The sequence below is a fragment of the Micromonospora sp. NPDC004336 genome (assembly GCF_053602615.1).
Map to the genome: position 1 here is coordinate 1 of NZ_JBSGDY010000160.1, position 14,689 is coordinate 14,689.

17 protein-coding genes are annotated in these 14,689 nt (G+C 72.6%); 7 read left to right on the plus strand and 10 right to left on the minus strand.

Annotated features, from left to right (window positions below):
- The 4 genes from ACWENR_RS25010 to ACWENR_RS25025 form a co-directional block, all read right to left on the minus strand.
- A partial coding sequence (locus tag ACWENR_RS25010) for a S8 family serine peptidase (RefSeq protein ID WP_452279403.1) occupies nt 1-690 on the minus strand: 690 nt, incomplete at its 3' end.
- Entirely contained in the window at nt 687-2,060 is a 1,374-nt protein-coding gene (locus ACWENR_RS25015) for a hypothetical protein (protein ID WP_452279404.1), read from the minus strand. The genes ACWENR_RS25015 and ACWENR_RS25010, both read right to left, overlap by 4 nt.
- Nucleotides 2,057-2,524, minus strand: coding sequence for a hypothetical protein (locus tag ACWENR_RS25020; RefSeq protein WP_452279405.1), 468 nt, complete (start codon nt 2,522-2,524; stop codon nt 2,057-2,059). The genes ACWENR_RS25015 and ACWENR_RS25020 overlap by 4 nt, the downstream gene beginning before the upstream one ends.
- Before the next feature lie 143 nt (nt 2,525-2,667).
- Nucleotides 2,668-2,880, minus strand: a complete 213-nt coding sequence (locus tag ACWENR_RS25025; RefSeq protein WP_452279406.1) for an acyl-CoA carboxylase epsilon subunit — start codon at nt 2,878-2,880, stop codon at nt 2,668-2,670.
- A gap of 92 nt (nt 2,881-2,972) precedes the next feature.
- On the opposite strand from ACWENR_RS25025, the gene ACWENR_RS25030 reads away from it, so the two are divergent.
- Both ACWENR_RS25030 and ACWENR_RS25035 read left to right on the plus strand, forming a co-directional pair.
- Complete coding sequence (locus tag ACWENR_RS25030; protein ID WP_452279407.1) at nt 2,973-4,883, plus strand: protein kinase domain-containing protein; 1,911 nt, start codon at nt 2,973-2,975, stop codon at nt 4,881-4,883.
- 156 nt (nt 4,884-5,039) lie between these two features.
- Entirely contained in the window at nt 5,040-5,270 is a 231-nt protein-coding gene (locus tag ACWENR_RS25035) for a hypothetical protein (protein WP_452279408.1), read from the plus strand.
- Between the two features lie 95 nt (nt 5,271-5,365).
- Here the strand turns inward: ACWENR_RS25035 and ACWENR_RS25040 are convergent, their stop codons facing one another.
- Nucleotides 5,366-6,118, minus strand: coding sequence for a GH25 family lysozyme (locus ACWENR_RS25040; RefSeq protein WP_452279409.1), 753 nt, complete (start codon nt 6,116-6,118; stop codon nt 5,366-5,368).
- Between the two features lie 103 nt (nt 6,119-6,221).
- Entirely contained in the window at nt 6,222-6,767 is a 546-nt protein-coding gene (locus ACWENR_RS25045) for a Uma2 family endonuclease (protein ID WP_452279410.1), read from the minus strand.
- A gap of 100 nt (nt 6,768-6,867) precedes the next feature.
- Here ACWENR_RS25045 and ACWENR_RS25050 point away from each other — a divergent pair, with 100 nt between their 5' ends.
- The 3 genes from ACWENR_RS25050 (at nt 6,868) to ACWENR_RS25060 (ending at nt 9,084) form a co-directional block, all read left to right on the plus strand.
- Nucleotides 6,868-7,611: a M50 family metallopeptidase gene (locus ACWENR_RS25050; protein WP_452279411.1), complete on the plus strand. Its 744-nt coding sequence runs from the start codon at nt 6,868-6,870 to the stop codon at nt 7,609-7,611.
- Between the two features lie 104 nt (nt 7,612-7,715).
- Nucleotides 7,716-8,216: a SigE family RNA polymerase sigma factor gene (locus ACWENR_RS25055; protein WP_452279412.1), complete on the plus strand. Its 501-nt coding sequence runs from the start codon at nt 7,716-7,718 to the stop codon at nt 8,214-8,216.
- Nucleotides 8,209-9,084, plus strand: coding sequence for a hypothetical protein (locus ACWENR_RS25060; RefSeq protein WP_452279413.1), 876 nt, complete (start codon nt 8,209-8,211; stop codon nt 9,082-9,084). The genes ACWENR_RS25055 and ACWENR_RS25060 overlap by 8 nt, the downstream gene beginning before the upstream one ends.
- A gap of 304 nt (nt 9,085-9,388) precedes the next feature.
- Here ACWENR_RS25060 and ACWENR_RS25065 read toward each other — a convergent pair whose 3' ends face one another.
- Complete coding sequence (locus ACWENR_RS25065) at nt 9,389-10,972, minus strand: acyl-CoA carboxylase subunit beta (RefSeq protein ID WP_452279414.1); 1,584 nt, start codon at nt 10,970-10,972, stop codon at nt 9,389-9,391.
- 105 nt (nt 10,973-11,077) lie between these two features.
- Between ACWENR_RS25065 and ACWENR_RS25070 the strand changes: the two genes are divergently transcribed.
- Nucleotides 11,078-11,953: a biotin--[acetyl-CoA-carboxylase] ligase gene (locus ACWENR_RS25070; protein ID WP_452279415.1), complete on the plus strand. Its 876-nt coding sequence runs from the start codon at nt 11,078-11,080 to the stop codon at nt 11,951-11,953.
- Nucleotides 11,954-11,987: 34 nt separating this feature from the next.
- Here ACWENR_RS25070 and ACWENR_RS25075 read toward each other — a convergent pair whose 3' ends face one another.
- Complete coding sequence (locus tag ACWENR_RS25075; protein ID WP_452279416.1) at nt 11,988-12,449, minus strand: MarR family winged helix-turn-helix transcriptional regulator; 462 nt, start codon at nt 12,447-12,449, stop codon at nt 11,988-11,990.
- 298 nt (nt 12,450-12,747) lie between these two features.
- On the opposite strand from ACWENR_RS25075, the gene ACWENR_RS25080 reads away from it, so the two are divergent.
- Nucleotides 12,748-13,320, plus strand: a complete 573-nt coding sequence (locus ACWENR_RS25080; RefSeq protein WP_452279417.1) for a PH domain-containing protein — start codon at nt 12,748-12,750, stop codon at nt 13,318-13,320.
- A gap of 13 nt (nt 13,321-13,333) precedes the next feature.
- On the opposite strand, the gene ACWENR_RS25085 is transcribed toward ACWENR_RS25080, so the two are convergent.
- Together ACWENR_RS25085 and ACWENR_RS25090 are read right to left on the minus strand one after the other, a co-directional pair.
- On the minus strand, nt 13,334-14,062 hold the full coding sequence (locus ACWENR_RS25085) for a GtrA family protein (RefSeq protein ID WP_452279418.1): 729 nt from the start codon (nt 14,060-14,062) through the stop codon (nt 13,334-13,336).
- A gap of 63 nt (nt 14,063-14,125) precedes the next feature.
- Nucleotides 14,126-14,659, minus strand: a complete 534-nt coding sequence (locus ACWENR_RS25090; protein ID WP_452279419.1) for a GtrA family protein — start codon at nt 14,657-14,659, stop codon at nt 14,126-14,128.
- Nucleotides 14,660-14,689 lie beyond the last annotated feature (30 nt).

Below are 14,689 nucleotides of genomic sequence, written 5' to 3' on the forward strand. Positions count from 1 at the left end.
TACTGCTGCCCGTTCGCCCTGGTGATCCACCCCCCCGACTGCAATTACACCTTCGACGGATGCTGGGTAGCCGACGCCGCTATCGTCTGGTCTGTTTCCCGCCGCTGCTATAACAACGATGTTCGACGCTATTGCCGTGTGTACGGCTCGGTCAAGGCGAGAACTTGTGCTGCCCACGCTGGAAACGCTGATAATCGCAGCTCCGTTGGATATTGCATATTCAATACTCTGAGCCAGGGCATCGGGATGCCCGTCGCCTCCTGCTGGCGTGTCATAGATCGGGAGGATTTTGGCTTTCGGGGCGATGCCAAGCGCGCCAATTCCATTGGCTTGGCCATGAGCGGCAATTAGGCCAGCCATGCCAGTGCCATGGCTATCTCGATCTTGGTTGCCGTTTCCGCTCCCGCCCGGAATGATGTCGATGCCCTTGAGGAGATTTGTGCGTAAATCAGGGTGAGGATCAACGCCAGTGTCTGGGACGGCAACCGTAACTCCGTCGCCTTGGCTGATTCGGTGTGCCGCCTGGGTGTTTAGGTAGCGCAGATGCCACTGATCACTTCGGACTCGGTTGGTCCCATTGGGCTGTAATGACGTAGGGCGGAGAGTCGAGGCGGCAGTTGGCTGAGGAGGTGACAATGTCGCCACTACAACCAGCAGTGCAGACATGCGGCAAATGGCGGCAAGCTTCATCTAGGGAGGCCGATAGCTGGCCCAGGATCAATAGGGCCTTCCTCTTCAGGCGGGCGAACGACGGGAGCCACGCCCTGATCCGTCTCCCACGGGCGGTCTGGATCCCAGTGGCGTGACTCCTCGGCGTTTCGTTCCCGGCGCTTCGGTTGGCAGGACACTCCGCTCGCGCCGCTGAGCCCCGTTTGGCTACCTGCTGGGCCGCCGATTGGAGGCATGCTTTGTCCGATACCGAAGCGACCTCCGCCGGGGCGAGAACCAGCGCCGCCCGTCGGCGCGGTGCCTGCGCCGCCGCCACCGATCAAGCCTCCGATCGGATTTACGCGCCGTGGCTGGTTACTGCTCCCGCCGGGCTGGCTAAGCCCCATACCAGGTGTTCCTCCGATGAGCCCGCCCGGCGGCATGGGCCGTCCGGCAGCAGGCGGCGTTGAGTGCGCAGGGCTGCCGACGCCTCCGGGAACGGGCCTGCCGAATGGGCCAGTAGCCCCGGGTCGGCTTGTTCCTGTGGGCAACCGGGGCATCGCTCCTGCGCCCAGAGGCGGATTTGATGGCGTCGTGGAGGGCGTGGTAGCTGGTAGCCCCGGATTTGCGGGTGGCGGTGCTAACCCGGTACCCGCTCCGCCGAGCACGGGCCCGATGTTTGGCGCGGTGGGTTTTTCAACTGGCTGAACGGGCTTCATGGGTCCATTGACCGACGGTGCCGCGGTGGACGTCGCGACTGGGAGCGGAACGATCGGCGGGATCACCGGAGCAGCGGACGGGCTTCCGTAGGCATCCGGGTCCCCCGGAGACCGGCCTGGCCTTACCGGAGGAGGTTTTTGGAGCATTACCTGGGCGTGCTGGAGTTCGCCGCTGAGGCCGTACATGATGCCGCGCGCCTGGACGTTGAGCCGCTCCAGGTCCGCGTCCGTCACCGGCCGATCGGGGACCCGACTGCCCATGGCCGCCTTCGGGTCCGCCAGCGTCGCTTCGTACGTCCGCTTCTCCTGGACCTTGACCGCGTACGTCTCGTAGATCTTCTTGAGTTCGGCCCGAGTGGCGCTGATGGCCTGGGTGGCGGCGGAGAGTGCCGTGTAGTTGGCGCTGGCGGCGTCGTGCGTGCGCTGCACCTTGTCGATCAGCTCGTCGAGCTCGCGGACGTACGCCCGGGCGGCCTCGTTGGTCTCCGGGGGCCAGGCTTCGGCCAGCCCTTTGCGGTATTCCTGGAGGCGGCTCAGGTGGGCGCGGGCGAGGTCGCAGACCTTGCGCCAGCCGGCGACCTGCTTCCAGTGGTTGGTGGTGTCGTGGTCCTGAAGGCAGGCCCACATGCTGGCCACGTCCATCAGGCGCCAGTCGGTCAGGCCGGACGTGCGGCCGCTGCCCCGCTCGATCACGGCAGCACCACCGGGCCCTGCCCGGGCACAGGCTCCGGCCCGGTGGGGTCGCGCAGCACCGGCGACGGGCCGCGCGGCGCGGCGGCGACCGGGTTGGCGAGGGCCCGCTCGACGTCGTGCACCCGCGCGGAGGAGAAGGCGTCGGACCCGGTGTAGCGGCTGGCGACCGTGCCGGCGGCGACGGCCAGGTGGCCGGTGGCGTCGCGCACGCCCCAGACGATGTCGGCGGTGGCCTGCTGGGTCTCGTGGTGCGCACGCAGGAAGTCGACCAGCTCGACAAAGGCGTCGGCCGGGTTGGGCACCGGAGCCTTCATGTCCTCGGCGATGTAGGACAGGTGGGGGGCGTAGTTGCGTTCCACCTCGGCCTGGAGCTTGTCGGCGAACTCGCGTAGCTGGCGGATGTCGGCCTCGATGCCGCCGTAACCGCGAAGCCAGGACGCCGGGCGGTCCTCCTCGGGGATCATCGGTCCTCCCTACCCGTCACTGCGCCGTTTCCCTGAGTGAGGTTAATGGGTCCCCGGCGATGTCGGCAGCCCCGACCCCACACACGGAGCCGGTCCGGCGGACGGGCACGGGCAGCGAACCGCGCCGACCGGACCGGAAAGGGTCAGCGGGGCAGGCCCGAGGCCCGCCAGGCGCCCGGCCCGGCCAGGGGAGCCGCGGCGGCCGGACGGCCGCTGCGCGACCACGCGGACGCGGCGACCGGCGGGGGTACGGGGGCCGGACGGGACCGGACGACGATGGCGCCCACCAACGCGGCCAGCTCCTCGGCGGTGGGCACCCCGCGGACGACCCGGAACAGCGGCTCTTCGGCAGACATGGCGTCAGCGTACGCGGCGCGGAGGCCGACCCGAACCGCACAGTGGCGTGCCGGCGGTGTGAGCGTCGTGCCCGCCGGGTACCGTCTGGGCGATGTCTAACGCGCTGCCCCAACTCGTCGCTGACCGATACCGGCTCCTCTCGCCGCTCGGTCAGGGTGGCATGGGGCGGGTCTGGAAGGCGCGCGACGAGGTGCTGCACCGGGACGTGGCCATCAAGGAGCTGGTCCCGCCGCCCAGTCTCACCGACGACGAGCGCCGCGAGATGCGGGAGCGCTCGCTGCGCGAGGCCCGTGCCATCGCCCGGCTCAACCACATCAACGTGGTCCGCATCTTCGACGTGCTGCGCACCGACGGCGACCCGTGGATCGTCATGGAGTACGTGCCGTCGAAGTCGTTGCAGGACACTCTCGCCGAGGACGGCCCGGTGTCGTCGGCGCGCGCGGTCGAGATCGGGCTCGGCGTGCTGGGCGCGTTGAAGGCGGCGCACAAGGCCGGCGTGATGCACCGCGACGTCAAGCCGGGCAACGTGCTGCTCGGCGACGACGGCCGGGTGGTGCTGACCGATTTCGGTCTGGCCACGATCCCCGGCGACCCGAACGTGACCCGCACGGGCATGGTGCTCGGCTCGCCCGCGTACATCGCGCCGGAGCGGGCCCGCGACGGCACCGCCGGGCCCGAAGCCGACCTCTGGTCGCTGGGCGCCACCCTCTACGCCGCGGTCGAGGGCAAGTCGCCGTACGCCCGGCCGTCGGCGATCGCCACCCTTGCGGCGCTCGCCACGGAGGCGCCCCCGCCGCCGAAGAACGCCGGCCCGCTCAAGCCGGTGCTCAACGGTTTGCTGCGCAAGGACCCGAACGAGCGGATCACCGCCGAGGTGGCGGAGAAGCTGCTGCGCCGCGCCGGCGGCAAGCGGACGCGCACCATTCCGCTGCTCGACGGCGTACGCCGGCCCGGGCCGAACGGTCCGCGCGAGCCGCGCCCGCCGCTGGTGCCGGCGCCGCGGCCGGCCGAGGCGCGGCCCGCCACGCCGGTCAGCCCGCCGGTGCCGCGCGCCCGGCAGGAGGCCGCCGCGACGGCCGCCGTCCCGGCGGTGGCGGAGGGCGCGTCCGCCACCGACTCCTCGGACCTCGCGCCGACCGCCAAGGTCGAGTCGTCCACCTCCGACACCGCGCCGACGGCGAAGGTCGATGCGCCCGAGCCGACGGCCGGTGACACCGCGCCGGTGAGCCCCGCGCCGGCCCGGCCGGTGACCCCCACCTCGGTGATGCCCGCGCCGGTGAGCCCGCCGTCCGGCCGGGCCACGGTGGTGCCCGGCGACGGCACGAAGCCGAACAACACCCGGCGCAACGTGCTGATCGGGGCCCTGGTGGCGCTCCTGCTGCTCGGCCTGGTGCTGGCCGTGCCGTTGCTGACGAGCGGCGACGGCGAGGAGGGCGGCGGCACCCCGCAGGCCGATCCGACCACCGCCGCCTCGCAGGCCCCGCCGCAGTCCTCCGCGCCGGCCCCGCCGACGAGCGCGGCACCGAGCCCGACGCCGTCGGCCAGCCCCTCGGCGGGGCTGCCGGCCGGCTGGAAGCTGGTCAAGGATCCCGTCGGGTTCTCGGTCCCTGTTCCGGACGGGTGGCGGCGGAGCGCCGGCGGCACCTGGGTGAAGTACGAGGAGCCGAACGGCGTCCGCGAGTTGGTGATCGACCGGACGAACAGTCCGCAGAAGGACGCCGCCGCCGCGTGGCGGGCGATCGAGCCGGACCGCAGGCGGCTCGTCAACGACTACGAGTACATCGACATCCGGCCGGTCAGCGGCTTCTGGAAGACCTGCGCGGACTGGGACTGGCGGGAGACCCGGGACGGCACGCGGATCCGCGTCCGAAACCGAGGCTTCGTGACCGCCAGCAACCGAGGCTTCGCCATCCGGTGGGAGGTTGCGGACAAGGACTGGGCCGCGAACCTCCAGTACTTCGACATGATCGCCCGGGAGTTCGTGCCCGACCGCCAGGACTGATCGAGCCCGACCGCCGGGACCGATCCGCCCCACCGCCAGGGCTGATCGAGCCCGACCGCCGGGACCGGGCCGCGGGATTCGTGCCGCAGCGAGATTGATTCGCATGGCCTTCCGCCGTACGGGGTATCTCCTCCGTACGACGGAAGGAGGCACGACATGGGTTACCGACGGAAGGATGCCCGGCCCCGGGTGGCACTGTGGATGCTCGTGGCCCTCGGCGACATCGTCCTGCTGCTCACCGCCGTCGGCCTGCCGGTGCTCTTCGCACTGCTCAGCGTCGTCACCGTCACCCTCGTCGCAGTGGCCGCCCGGCGGTTCGCGCGCCGGGGCGGGCTCGCCCGCGACAACGCGGTGACGGTGCCGGTGGCAACCCGACGGCGGGCCTGACGCTCACGACGGCGGCGTGGCGGCAGCCGGACCAGTTGTCGACCGTACGGTGACAGCCGATCCCGCTGCCGCCAAGCGCCTCCCCGGGCTCGGCCTCAGGTGTTGTTGGCCAGCGCGATCAGCCGGCTGCGGTCGCCGTTCCAGTAGTTGCGGTCGACGGCGCCGCTGATCCCCGCGACGCTGCCCCGGTCGGTGTACTGCCAGAAGCTCCAGAACGGCGCGCCGGCCGGCAGGGTGCCGACGGTGCTCGACCAGCGGGCGACCCAGAGCGGGTGGTTAGCCCACGGCGCGGTCCAGCTGCCGGTGCACTGGTTCCACCAGCTCGTCGTGGTGTAGATGACCGCGTAGCGGCCGGTGCGGGCGCGGTAGGTGTTGAGGAAGTCCTGGACCCAGTTGCGCATGCCGGTGGTGCTCAGGCCGTAGCAGTAGCCGCCGGCGTACGGGTTGCCCTCCAGGTCCAGCGCGGCGGGGAGGGTGCGGCTGTCGGCCGACCAGGCGCCGCCGTTGGAGGCCAGGTAGTTGGCCTGGGTCGCCCCGGAGGAGATGTTGGGCCGGGCGAAGTGGTAGGCCCCGCGGATGACGCCGGCGTTGTAGGCGGCCACGTAGTTCGTGTTGAACCTCGGGTCCTTGTAGCTGGTCCCCTCGGTGGCCTTGATGAAGGCGAACTGGATGCCCGCGTTGCGGACGCTCGTCCAGTTGATCGCGCCCTGGTAGTGCGAGACGTCGATGCCGGGCGTGGTCGCGGCCGTCGCCGGGGTCGCGGTCGCGACGAGGGCCGCCGCGGCGGTGGCGACGGTGGCGAGGCCGGTGGCGAGCAGCCGCCGCAGGGATGTTCCGGTACGGGTCATGGATGCCTCCAAAGACGCCGATTGATTGACATCCATCTTTGGAGGTAACTGCCCTCGATCGCAAGGGGTGCTAAAAGATACCTACAAGAGGCCGGGTGCCGGGTCAGCGCAGCGACGCGGGATCGAGACGCCAGCGGAACGGCTCGGCCAGGCTGAACTCCTCGCCCGCCTTGGCGACCCGGTCCTCGACGTAGTGGGCGCCGTCCAGCCGGAACAGCCGCAGCGAGTGGGTCGGCCCGTCCTGCTCGACCAGCAGATACCAGGGGATCCGGGCGATGGCGTAGAGCTGCATCTTGACCAGTCGGTCGGCGGCCGCGTTCCCCGGCGAGACGATCTCGCAGACGAGGACCACCTCGCCCGCCTCGACCACGGTGCCCTCGTCGTCGGTGTCGGCCACCACCACGTCGGGGATGACGATGCGGTCGACGCCGAGCCGCACGTTGACCGCCTCGAACACCGCGAGGGCCCCTGTCGCGGCGTCGAGGCTGTTGGCCAGCAGCCGCGACACCCGCTGGTGCCTCTTGCTCGGGGCAGGGCTCACGATCAGGCTCCCGTCGAGCAACTCGATCCGGTGGGGGGTCTCGCCCATGGCGAAGTAGTCGGCCTCCGTCCAGAGGCCGACGTGGTGCTCCAGGGGTGCCGCGCTCATCGGCGTCCACCTCCCGCTCCGATCGCCGCCCGGTCAGCTTCACACGATACGAGTCGACGGCCGCCCAACGACACGGGTCCGGCCGGTAGGCTCGCGCCCCATGGTGTCGATCGACGGGCTGGGCGACCTGTGGGACAAGCTGTTCGGCGCGCAGCCGGACCCGCCGCCGCTGCTGGTCCTGCTGACCGCCGCCGTCGCGCTGCTGGTCGTCTCCACCCGGCTGCCCTGGCGGATCGCCCGCAACGCGATCACCATCGCCCACGAGGGCGGCCACGCGCTCGTCGCCCTGCTCACCGGCCGCCGGCTGCACGGCATCCGGCTGCACTCGGACACCTCGGGCCTGACCCTCTCCGCCGGCCGGCCCACCGGCCCGGGGATGATCCTGACGCTTCTCGCCGGCTACGTCGCCCCGCCGCTGGTCGGGCTGGCCGGCGCGTGGCTGCTCGGCGGCAACCGGATCACCCTGCTGCTCTGGGTCGCCGTGGCGCTGCTGCTCGCCATGCTGATGCTGGTCCGCAACGCGTACGGCGTGCTGTCACTGCTGGTCACCGGCGGGGCGGTGCTCGCCGTCTCGTGGTACGCCACGCCGCAGGTGCAGGCGGCGTTCGCGTACACCGGGGTGTGGTTCCTGCTGCTCGGCGGCGTACGGCCGGTGGTGGAGCTGCAGCGGCTGCGGTCCCGGGGCCGGATGCCCGCGTCCGACGCCGACCAGCTCGCCGGGCTCACCCCGCTGCCCGCGTTCTTCTGGGTCACGCTCTTCGCCCTGGCCAACCTGGCCGCCCTCGCCGCCGGCGCGCTGCTGCTCGCCGGTCCGATCCTCGCCGACGCCGGCCTGACCCCCTGAGCCCGTCCGGTTCCGACCGGCCGAGCCGGAGAAAATCTGCCGATGATGGGCAACCGGTCGCACCGGCCGGCGCGTGTCCCCTGCGACCACGGGGGAGGTGGCAGGTGCCGGACGCCGACGGCTTCGACGAGTTCTACCGGGGCAGCCGACAACGGCTGCTGGGCTTCGTCTACGTGCTCACCGGTGACCTCGCCGAGGCGCAGGACGCCGTGCAGGAGGCGTACGTGCGGGCCTGGCAGCGCTGGTCGACCGTCAGCGCGTACGAGGAGCCGGAGGCGTGGGTGCGGGTGGTGGCCAGCCGGATCGCGGTCAGCCGCTGGCGCAGCCTCCGCAGCCGGGCCCGTGCCTACCTGCGCCACGGCGGCGTCGAGAGCTTGCCCGGCCCGGACCCCGACACGGTCGACGTGGTCGCCGCGCTGCGCCGGCTGCCGGAGGAACAGCGCACCGCGATCGCCCTGTACTACCTGGCCGACATGCCGGTGGCCGAGGTGGCCCGGCAGACCGCCGCCCCCGTGGGCACGGTCAAGGCCCGACTCTCCCGGGGGCGCGCCGCGCTCGCCGGGCTGCTCGCCGTCTCTGACCTGGAGGAGGCCGCCGATGCGTGACGACGCGAGGTTCGTCGAACGGCTGCACCGGGACCTGAGCGAGGTCCGCTGGCCGGAGCCCGACGAGATCCGCTCCCGGGCCCGCCGACGCAGCAGACGTACGGCCGCGGCCGCGGCGGCCGTCGTGTTCCTCGTCTCGGGCGCCGCCGTCGGCGTCGGCGACCGGCTGCGCCCGGCGCCGGCGTCGGAGGCGGCGTCGAGCGGCGTGGAGCCCGGCGGGTACGAGGTGCCCGCGGCGGCGCTGCTCCAGCCGGCGGACCTGCCGGTGCCGACGGCGCCGCCGATGGTCGAGGCCGGCCTCGGCGAGCGGGTCCGGGTCGACGTCACGCTGGAGGCCTGCCTGGAGAACCGGGGGACCAGGGCCGAGTGGGTGGAGTCGCGCTACTCGCGGTCGCAGACCCTGCTGCGCGCCCGGCCGGTGGGCGCCCTGCCGCAGCCCAGGGACGTGCTGCTCACCCAGGACCTGTACCGCGTGCATCCCGCGTCCGCCCCGGGGATCGTGGACGACCTCGCCGGCCGGTTGACCCCGTGCGTGGCGTGGCAGCGGCACGGCCAGACCGACGGACAGGGGCGGGTCGTCGAGGAGGCCGGGGCGACGCACCGGTGGCACGTCGTCGAACGGGACTTCGCCGGCTCGCAGGCCGCCCTGCTGCGGCACACCGTGTCGCCGCCCCGGCACCTGGTCACGGGACGGGAGGTGGGGGACGCCCCGACCCCGAGGAGCACGGCGGTGGTGCGGGTCGGTGACCTGGTCACGGTTGTCAGCCTCGGCGACGGCGACGGCGACGGCGGGGGCGAGGCCGAACTGCGGCGCCTCGCCACGGTGGCCGCCACCCGCATGTGCGCCGTCGCCAACCCCCGCTGCTGACCCGCGCCACGGCCTCGTCCGCGCGGCCCGCGCGGGGCGGCCCGTGCGAGGCGCGCCGGCACCGCGCGCTGCCCGTGCCCGGGCAGGCCGGGACCGTGCGCGGCCCGTGCCCGGGGCAGGCCGGGACCGTGCGCGGCCCGTGCCCGGGCAGGCCCGGACCGTGCCTGGCCCGTGCCCGGGCAGGCCCGGACCCCCGTGCCCGGGCAGGCCGGGATCGCGCGCGGCCTGGGCGGGGACAGGCCGGGACCGCGCGCGGCCCGTGCCGGGCGGGCACGGACCGCGCGGGCCTTCGGGCCGGACGGGGTCAGAGTGGGATGTTGCCGTGCTTCTTCGGCGGGAGGGTCTCCCGCTTGGTGCGCAGCACCCGCAGGGCACGGACGATCTGCGCGCGGGTCTCGTGCGGCGGGATGACGCTGTCGACGTAGCCGCGCTCGGCCGCGATGTACGGGTTGGCGAGGGTGTCCTCGTACTCGGTGATCTTCTCGGCCCGCACGGCGGCCGGGTCCTCGGCGGCGGCCAGTTCCTGCCGGTAGAGGATGTTCACCGCGCCCTGCGCGCCCATCACGGCGATCTGTGCCGTCGGCCAGGCGAAGTTCAGGTCCGCGCCGAGGTGCTTGGAGCCCATCACGTCGTACGCCCCGCCGTAGGCCTTGCGGGTGATGACGGTGACCTTCGGGACGGTGGCCTCGGCGTACGCGTAGATGAGCTTGGCGCCCCGGCGGATGATGCCGTCCCACTCCTGCCCGGTGCCGGGCAGGAAGCCGGGAACGTCCACGAAGGTCAGCACCGGGATGTTGAACGCGTCGCAGGTGCGCACGAACCGGGCGGCCTTCTCGGAGGCGGCGATGTCGAGGGTGCCGGCGAAGTGCATCGGCTGGTTGGCGACCACGCCGACCGGACGCCCCTCGACCCGGCCGTAGCCGATGACGAGGTTCTGCGCGTAGAGCGGCTGGACCTCCAGGAACTCGCCGTCGTCGAGGACGTGCTCGATCACCCGGTGCATGTCGTACGGCTGGTTGGCCGAGTCGGGGATCAGGGTGTCCAGCTCCCGGTCCTCATCCGTCACGGAGAGGTCGGCCGGGGCCTCGTGGACCACCGGCTCGTCGAGGTTGTTCGACGGCAGGTACGACAGCAGCGCCTTGACGTAGTCGATCGCGTCCTCCTCGTCGCTGGCGAGGTAGTGCGCGTTGCCGCTGCGGGAGTTGTGCGTGCGGGCGCCGCCCAGCTCCTCCATCGCCACGTCCTCGCCGGTGACCGTCTTGATCACGTCGGGGCCGGTGATGAACATGTGCGAGGTCTGGTCGACCATGACGGTGAAGTCGGTGACCGCGGGCGAGTAGACCGCGCCGCCGGCGCACGGGCCCATGATCAGGGAGATCTGCGGGATGACGCCGCTGGCCCGGACGTTGCGGAAGAAGATCTCGCCGTAGAGGCCGAGCGAGGCCACGCCCTCCTGGATCCGGGCGCCGCCCGAGTCGTTGATGCCGATGACCGGGCAGCCGATCTTCATGGCCAGGTCCATCACCTTGACGATCTTCTCGCCGAAGACCTCGCCGAGGGAACCGCCGAAGACGGTGAAGTCCTGCGCGAAGACGCAGACCTGCCGGCCGTCGATGGTGCCGTAGCCGGTGATGACCCCGTCGCCGTACGGGCGGGTCCGGTCCAGCCCGAAGTTGGTGGACCGGTGCCGGGCCAGTTCGTCCAGCTCGACGAAGGAGCCCTCGTCGAGCAGCAGCTCGATCCGCTCCCGCGCGGTCTTCTTGCCCCTCGCGTGCTGCTTCTCGACCGCGCGCGCCGACCCGGCGTGCACCGCCTCGTCGACCCGCCGCTCCAGGTCAGCCAGCTTGCCCGCGGTGCTGTGGATGTCGATCCCGGTCTCGGTAGTCACCCTGGGAATATAACGATGGTTCAGGCCGCCGCCGTTGTGCAGTTCGCCTCAGCCGGTGCGGCGGCGCCCGTGAGGCGTCCGCCCGTCGGACCGTAGGCTGGCGGGATGCCGGGCTCGCCGTACACCGATCTGGACCGCCCGCCGCTGTCGGCGGCGCGGCTGGGGCGCGCGCTGGTCGCCCCGCACGGGCCGTGGGCCCGGCTGGAGTTGCGCGCCGAGACCGGCTCCACGAACGCCGACGCGGCCGAGGCGGCGCGGGCCGGCGAGCCGGAGGGCCTCGTCGTGGTGGCCGAGCGGCAGACCGCCGGGCGCGGCCGGCGCGGGCGGGTCTGGCAGTCGCCGGCCCGGGCGGGCATCGCGACCAGCGTGCTGCTGCGGCCCGGCGAGGCCGTCGCCGACCGTGGCTGGCCGCCGGCGTCGCCCACCGGGTACGGCTGGCTGCCGCTGCTCGCCGGCGTCGCGCTGGTCGAGGCGGTGACCCGGCTGGCCGAGGTGGACGCGGGGCTCAAGTGGCCGAACGACCTGCTCGTCGACGGACGCAAGTGCGGGGGGATCCTCGCCGAGGCGGTGCCGGCGGCGGAGCCGGGTCAGCCGCCGGCCGTCGTGCTCGGCATCGGCCTCAACGTGACGCTGCGCGCCCACGAGTTGCCGGAGAACCCGGGTGGGCTGCCGGCCACCTCGCTGCAACTGGCCGGCGCGTCCGCCACCGACCGGGATCCGCTGCTGCGGGCCCTGCTGCGCGCGCTCGCCGACTGGTACGACCGGTGGCGCACGGCCGGGGCGGACGTGCGGGAGTGCGGGCTGCACGAGGCGTACCTGCGGTCGTGCGACACGGTGGGGCGGCGGGCGCGGGTGCTGCTGCCCGGCGGCGGCGAGCTGGTCGGCACGGCGACCGGGGTCGACCCGGACGGGCGGCTGGTGGTGCGGGCGCCGGACGGCGAGCACCGGGTGGCCGCCGGCGACGTCCTGCACCTGCGATAGTTCCGCGCCGCCCCGTCCGGGGCGCCGCCCGAGGTCAGCCGGCCGCCCGGAGCGCGGCGACGAGGGCGGCCTGCGGCCCGGACGACCGCGCCGTCTCCTCCAGCGCGTCGGTGAGCGTCTGCTCGTACGTGCCGCGCGCCTGGTGGTGGCGGGCGCGGCCGGCGTCGCTGACGACCGTGTAGATGCCGCGCCGGTCGTCTGGGCAGAGGTCCCGGTACGCGAAGCCCGCCGAGATCAGCCGCCCGACCAGCCGGGTCACGGAGCTCTGGTTGAGGCCGATCCGGGCGGCCAGGTCCTGCATGCGCAGCTCGCCGTCCGGCGCCTCGACGAGGTGGGCGAGGGCACGGTACTCCGACAGGCCCAGCCCGTGCGCGCGCTGCAACGCGGTGGCGAGCCGGTGCTCGACGTGGGCGTGCAGGGCGGTGAGCTGGTCCCACCTCGCGGCGTCGGACGCGGCCGTGGCGTGTGCGCCGTCGGTGCGGGCTGCGGTGGCCATCTGCCCTCCTTCGTTCCCGGCGGGCGGGTCGGGGTTGTAAGGCGCCCGCCCAAACAGCCTACATGCACATACAACAACTCGCGCCGGCTCGCGCGTTGCGGTCGGGGCGCGCGGCGCGCTTCGCGTCCCGGGCCGGGTCGGGGCGCGCGCCGGCCGGTGCGGGCTCCCAGTCGGGCCGGCGGCGGCCCGCGGCGGCCGGCGACGCAACGTTCTCGCGACACGGGCCTTGTGGCGGAGGCGGCGGGACGCCGGGAGCCGTTAGCGTCATCGCCGACATCGTGGACGCGAGGAGGTTCGTGTGGCATTTCCGGAGGACGTGCTCACCGAGGACGAGCACGTCGTGCTGCACCTGCACCCGCACTGGAAGGCGCTGATCCGTCCGGTGGCGGTGCTGGTGCTCGCCGTCGCGGCGCTGGTCGCCGGCGTGGCGCTGCTGCCCTCCGGCGGGGGCGGCTCGATCGCGCTCGCCGTCGTCGGCGGCCTGGCCCTGATCGCGGTGCTCTGGCTGGCGCTCTGGCCGTTCCTGGTCTGGCGGACCACCCACTACCTGTTCACCAACGAGCGGGTGCTGCTCCAGCAGGGGGTGCTCTCCCGGGACCGGCGGGACATCCCGCTGACCCGAGTCAACGACCACGCGATGAACCAGCGCTTCGTCGAGCGGCTGCTCGGCTGCGGCACGCTGACGATCGAGTCGGCCGGCGAGCGCGGGCAGTCCGTCCTGCACGACGTGCCGCGGGTCGGCCAGGTGCAGACGAAGCTCTACGAGCTGGTCGAGGCGCACCACGACAAGCACTCGCTCGGCGAGGACGAGATGCGCGACATCCTGGCGGACATGAACGAGGGGAAGCCGCTGCGCGACCCCACCGCCTGATCGTGGCGGCGGGTCAGCGGCGCGGGGTGCGGCGGGTGCTGGCCTGGAGCTCGGCGGCCAGCTCGGCCTCCAGCTCCCGGTCGAGGGAACTGCCGATGGCGGCGTCGAGCGGCGTGGGGCGGCCCTGGAGCGGGGCGCCCTGGCCGGTCGCCGGCGCGTGCGCCGGGCCGCGCCGTTCGCCGCCCGGCGGCGGCTCGGCCTCCTCCAGCTCGGAGATGGATTCGGCCAGCTCGGCCACCGGGTCCATCTCGGCCATCGTGTCCCACTCGTCGCGCGGGATGCTGTGCCACGTCTCGGCGGCGTGGGCCGGCGCCGGCTGGAAGACGAACGTCCGGTAGGACCAGAAGCGGAAGAGCGTCGCGAGCAGCACGCCGGCGGTCTTCGCCACGTTCAGGGCCAGCAGGCTGGTCATGCCCAGGCCGTACTTGGCGGCGGCGAGCACGCCCAGCTCGATGAGCAGGCCGGCGCCGTTGAAGAGGAAGAACAGGGCGTATTCGCGACGCATCGCCGATTTCGGGCGGTCACGGTACGTCCAGTGACGATTCATCAGATAGGACGTGATGGTCGCCACGACGGTGGCGATGACCGTGGCCTTCAGTTGACCGTCGACAAAAACGGTCAGTGCCAGCGCATTGAACACCGCGTAATTGATGACGGTGTTGACGCCACCGACGATCCCGAATTTGAGCGCCTCGTGGATGAACTTCTGCCAGCGCTCAGGCAGCAGACGGACAAGACGCATGCGAAACACCTTAGGGCAGTGGGCGGGGCCGGCAGGCTCCGGCCGGACGAGGTGGGCGGCAGGTCACGCCCCGTGGTCTCGGTCGTGCTTCACTTCCGGAACGGGTGGGGTTCCCGCTTCCACGAAGACGAACCGTCGGTAGGACCAGAATCGGAACAGCGTGCCGAGCCCCGTGCCGACGACGTAGCTCGCGATGTTGTCGGCCAGCGGGGTCTGGAACACCCCGGGCCAGATGCTGCCCAGGCCGTAGCGGCTGATCGCCAGGCAGGCCACGGCGATGCCCAGGCCCACCCCGTTGAAGAAGAAGAACAGCGCGTACTCGCGCGCGGGGTTGGAGCGCTTGCGGTGCCGCCACGTCCAGAACCGGTTGCCGACGAACGCGACGGTCGCCGCGACGAGCGTGGAGACGGTCTTCGCGGTCACCTGCTCGACGCCCCGCACGCTCGTCAGGTAGTTGAAGAGCGCGAAGTCGATCAGGAAGGCGATGCCGCCCACGGTGGCGAACTTGCTCAACTCGCGGACAAGATGGCCGAAACGCTCGACCAGTGCGTGGACCAGACCCCGGCGGGTCTGCCGGGAGCCTGGCTCCCCGGTCATCGTCGCGGCCACGACGCCGAGCCTACCGGC

Bases quoted from the DNA above. Each gene is read 5' to 3' on its own strand.
- ACWENR_RS25075 (WP_452279416.1), bottom strand. From the start codon at position 12,449: ATGGCCACCGCAGCCCGCACCGACGGCGCACACGCCACGGCCGCGTCC.
- ACWENR_RS25045 (WP_452279410.1), bottom strand. From the start codon at position 6,767: ATGAGCGCGGCACCCCTGGAGCACCACGTCGGCCTCTGGACGGAGGCC.
- ACWENR_RS25090 (WP_452279419.1), bottom strand. From the start codon at position 14,659: ATGACCGGGGAGCCAGGCTCCCGGCAGACCCGCCGGGGTCTGGTCCAC.
- ACWENR_RS25050 (WP_452279411.1), top strand. From the start codon at position 6,868: ATGGTGTCGATCGACGGGCTGGGCGACCTGTGGGACAAGCTGTTCGGC.
- ACWENR_RS25085 (WP_452279418.1), bottom strand. From the start codon at position 14,062: ATGCGTCTTGTCCGTCTGCTGCCTGAGCGCTGGCAGAAGTTCATCCAC.
- ACWENR_RS25025 (WP_452279406.1), bottom strand. From the start codon at position 2,880: ATGTCTGCCGAAGAGCCGCTGTTCCGGGTCGTCCGCGGGGTGCCCACC.
- ACWENR_RS25040 (WP_452279409.1), bottom strand. From the start codon at position 6,118: ATGACCCGTACCGGAACATCCCTGCGGCGGCTGCTCGCCACCGGCCTC.
- ACWENR_RS25020 (WP_452279405.1), bottom strand. From the start codon at position 2,524: ATGATCCCCGAGGAGGACCGCCCGGCGTCCTGGCTTCGCGGTTACGGC.
- ACWENR_RS25060 (WP_452279413.1), top strand. From the start codon at position 8,209: ATGCGTGACGACGCGAGGTTCGTCGAACGGCTGCACCGGGACCTGAGC.
- ACWENR_RS25070 (WP_452279415.1), top strand. From the start codon at position 11,078: ATGCCGGGCTCGCCGTACACCGATCTGGACCGCCCGCCGCTGTCGGCG.
- ACWENR_RS25035 (WP_452279408.1), top strand. From the start codon at position 5,040: ATGGGTTACCGACGGAAGGATGCCCGGCCCCGGGTGGCACTGTGGATG.
- ACWENR_RS25030 (WP_452279407.1), top strand. From the start codon at position 2,973: ATGTCTAACGCGCTGCCCCAACTCGTCGCTGACCGATACCGGCTCCTC.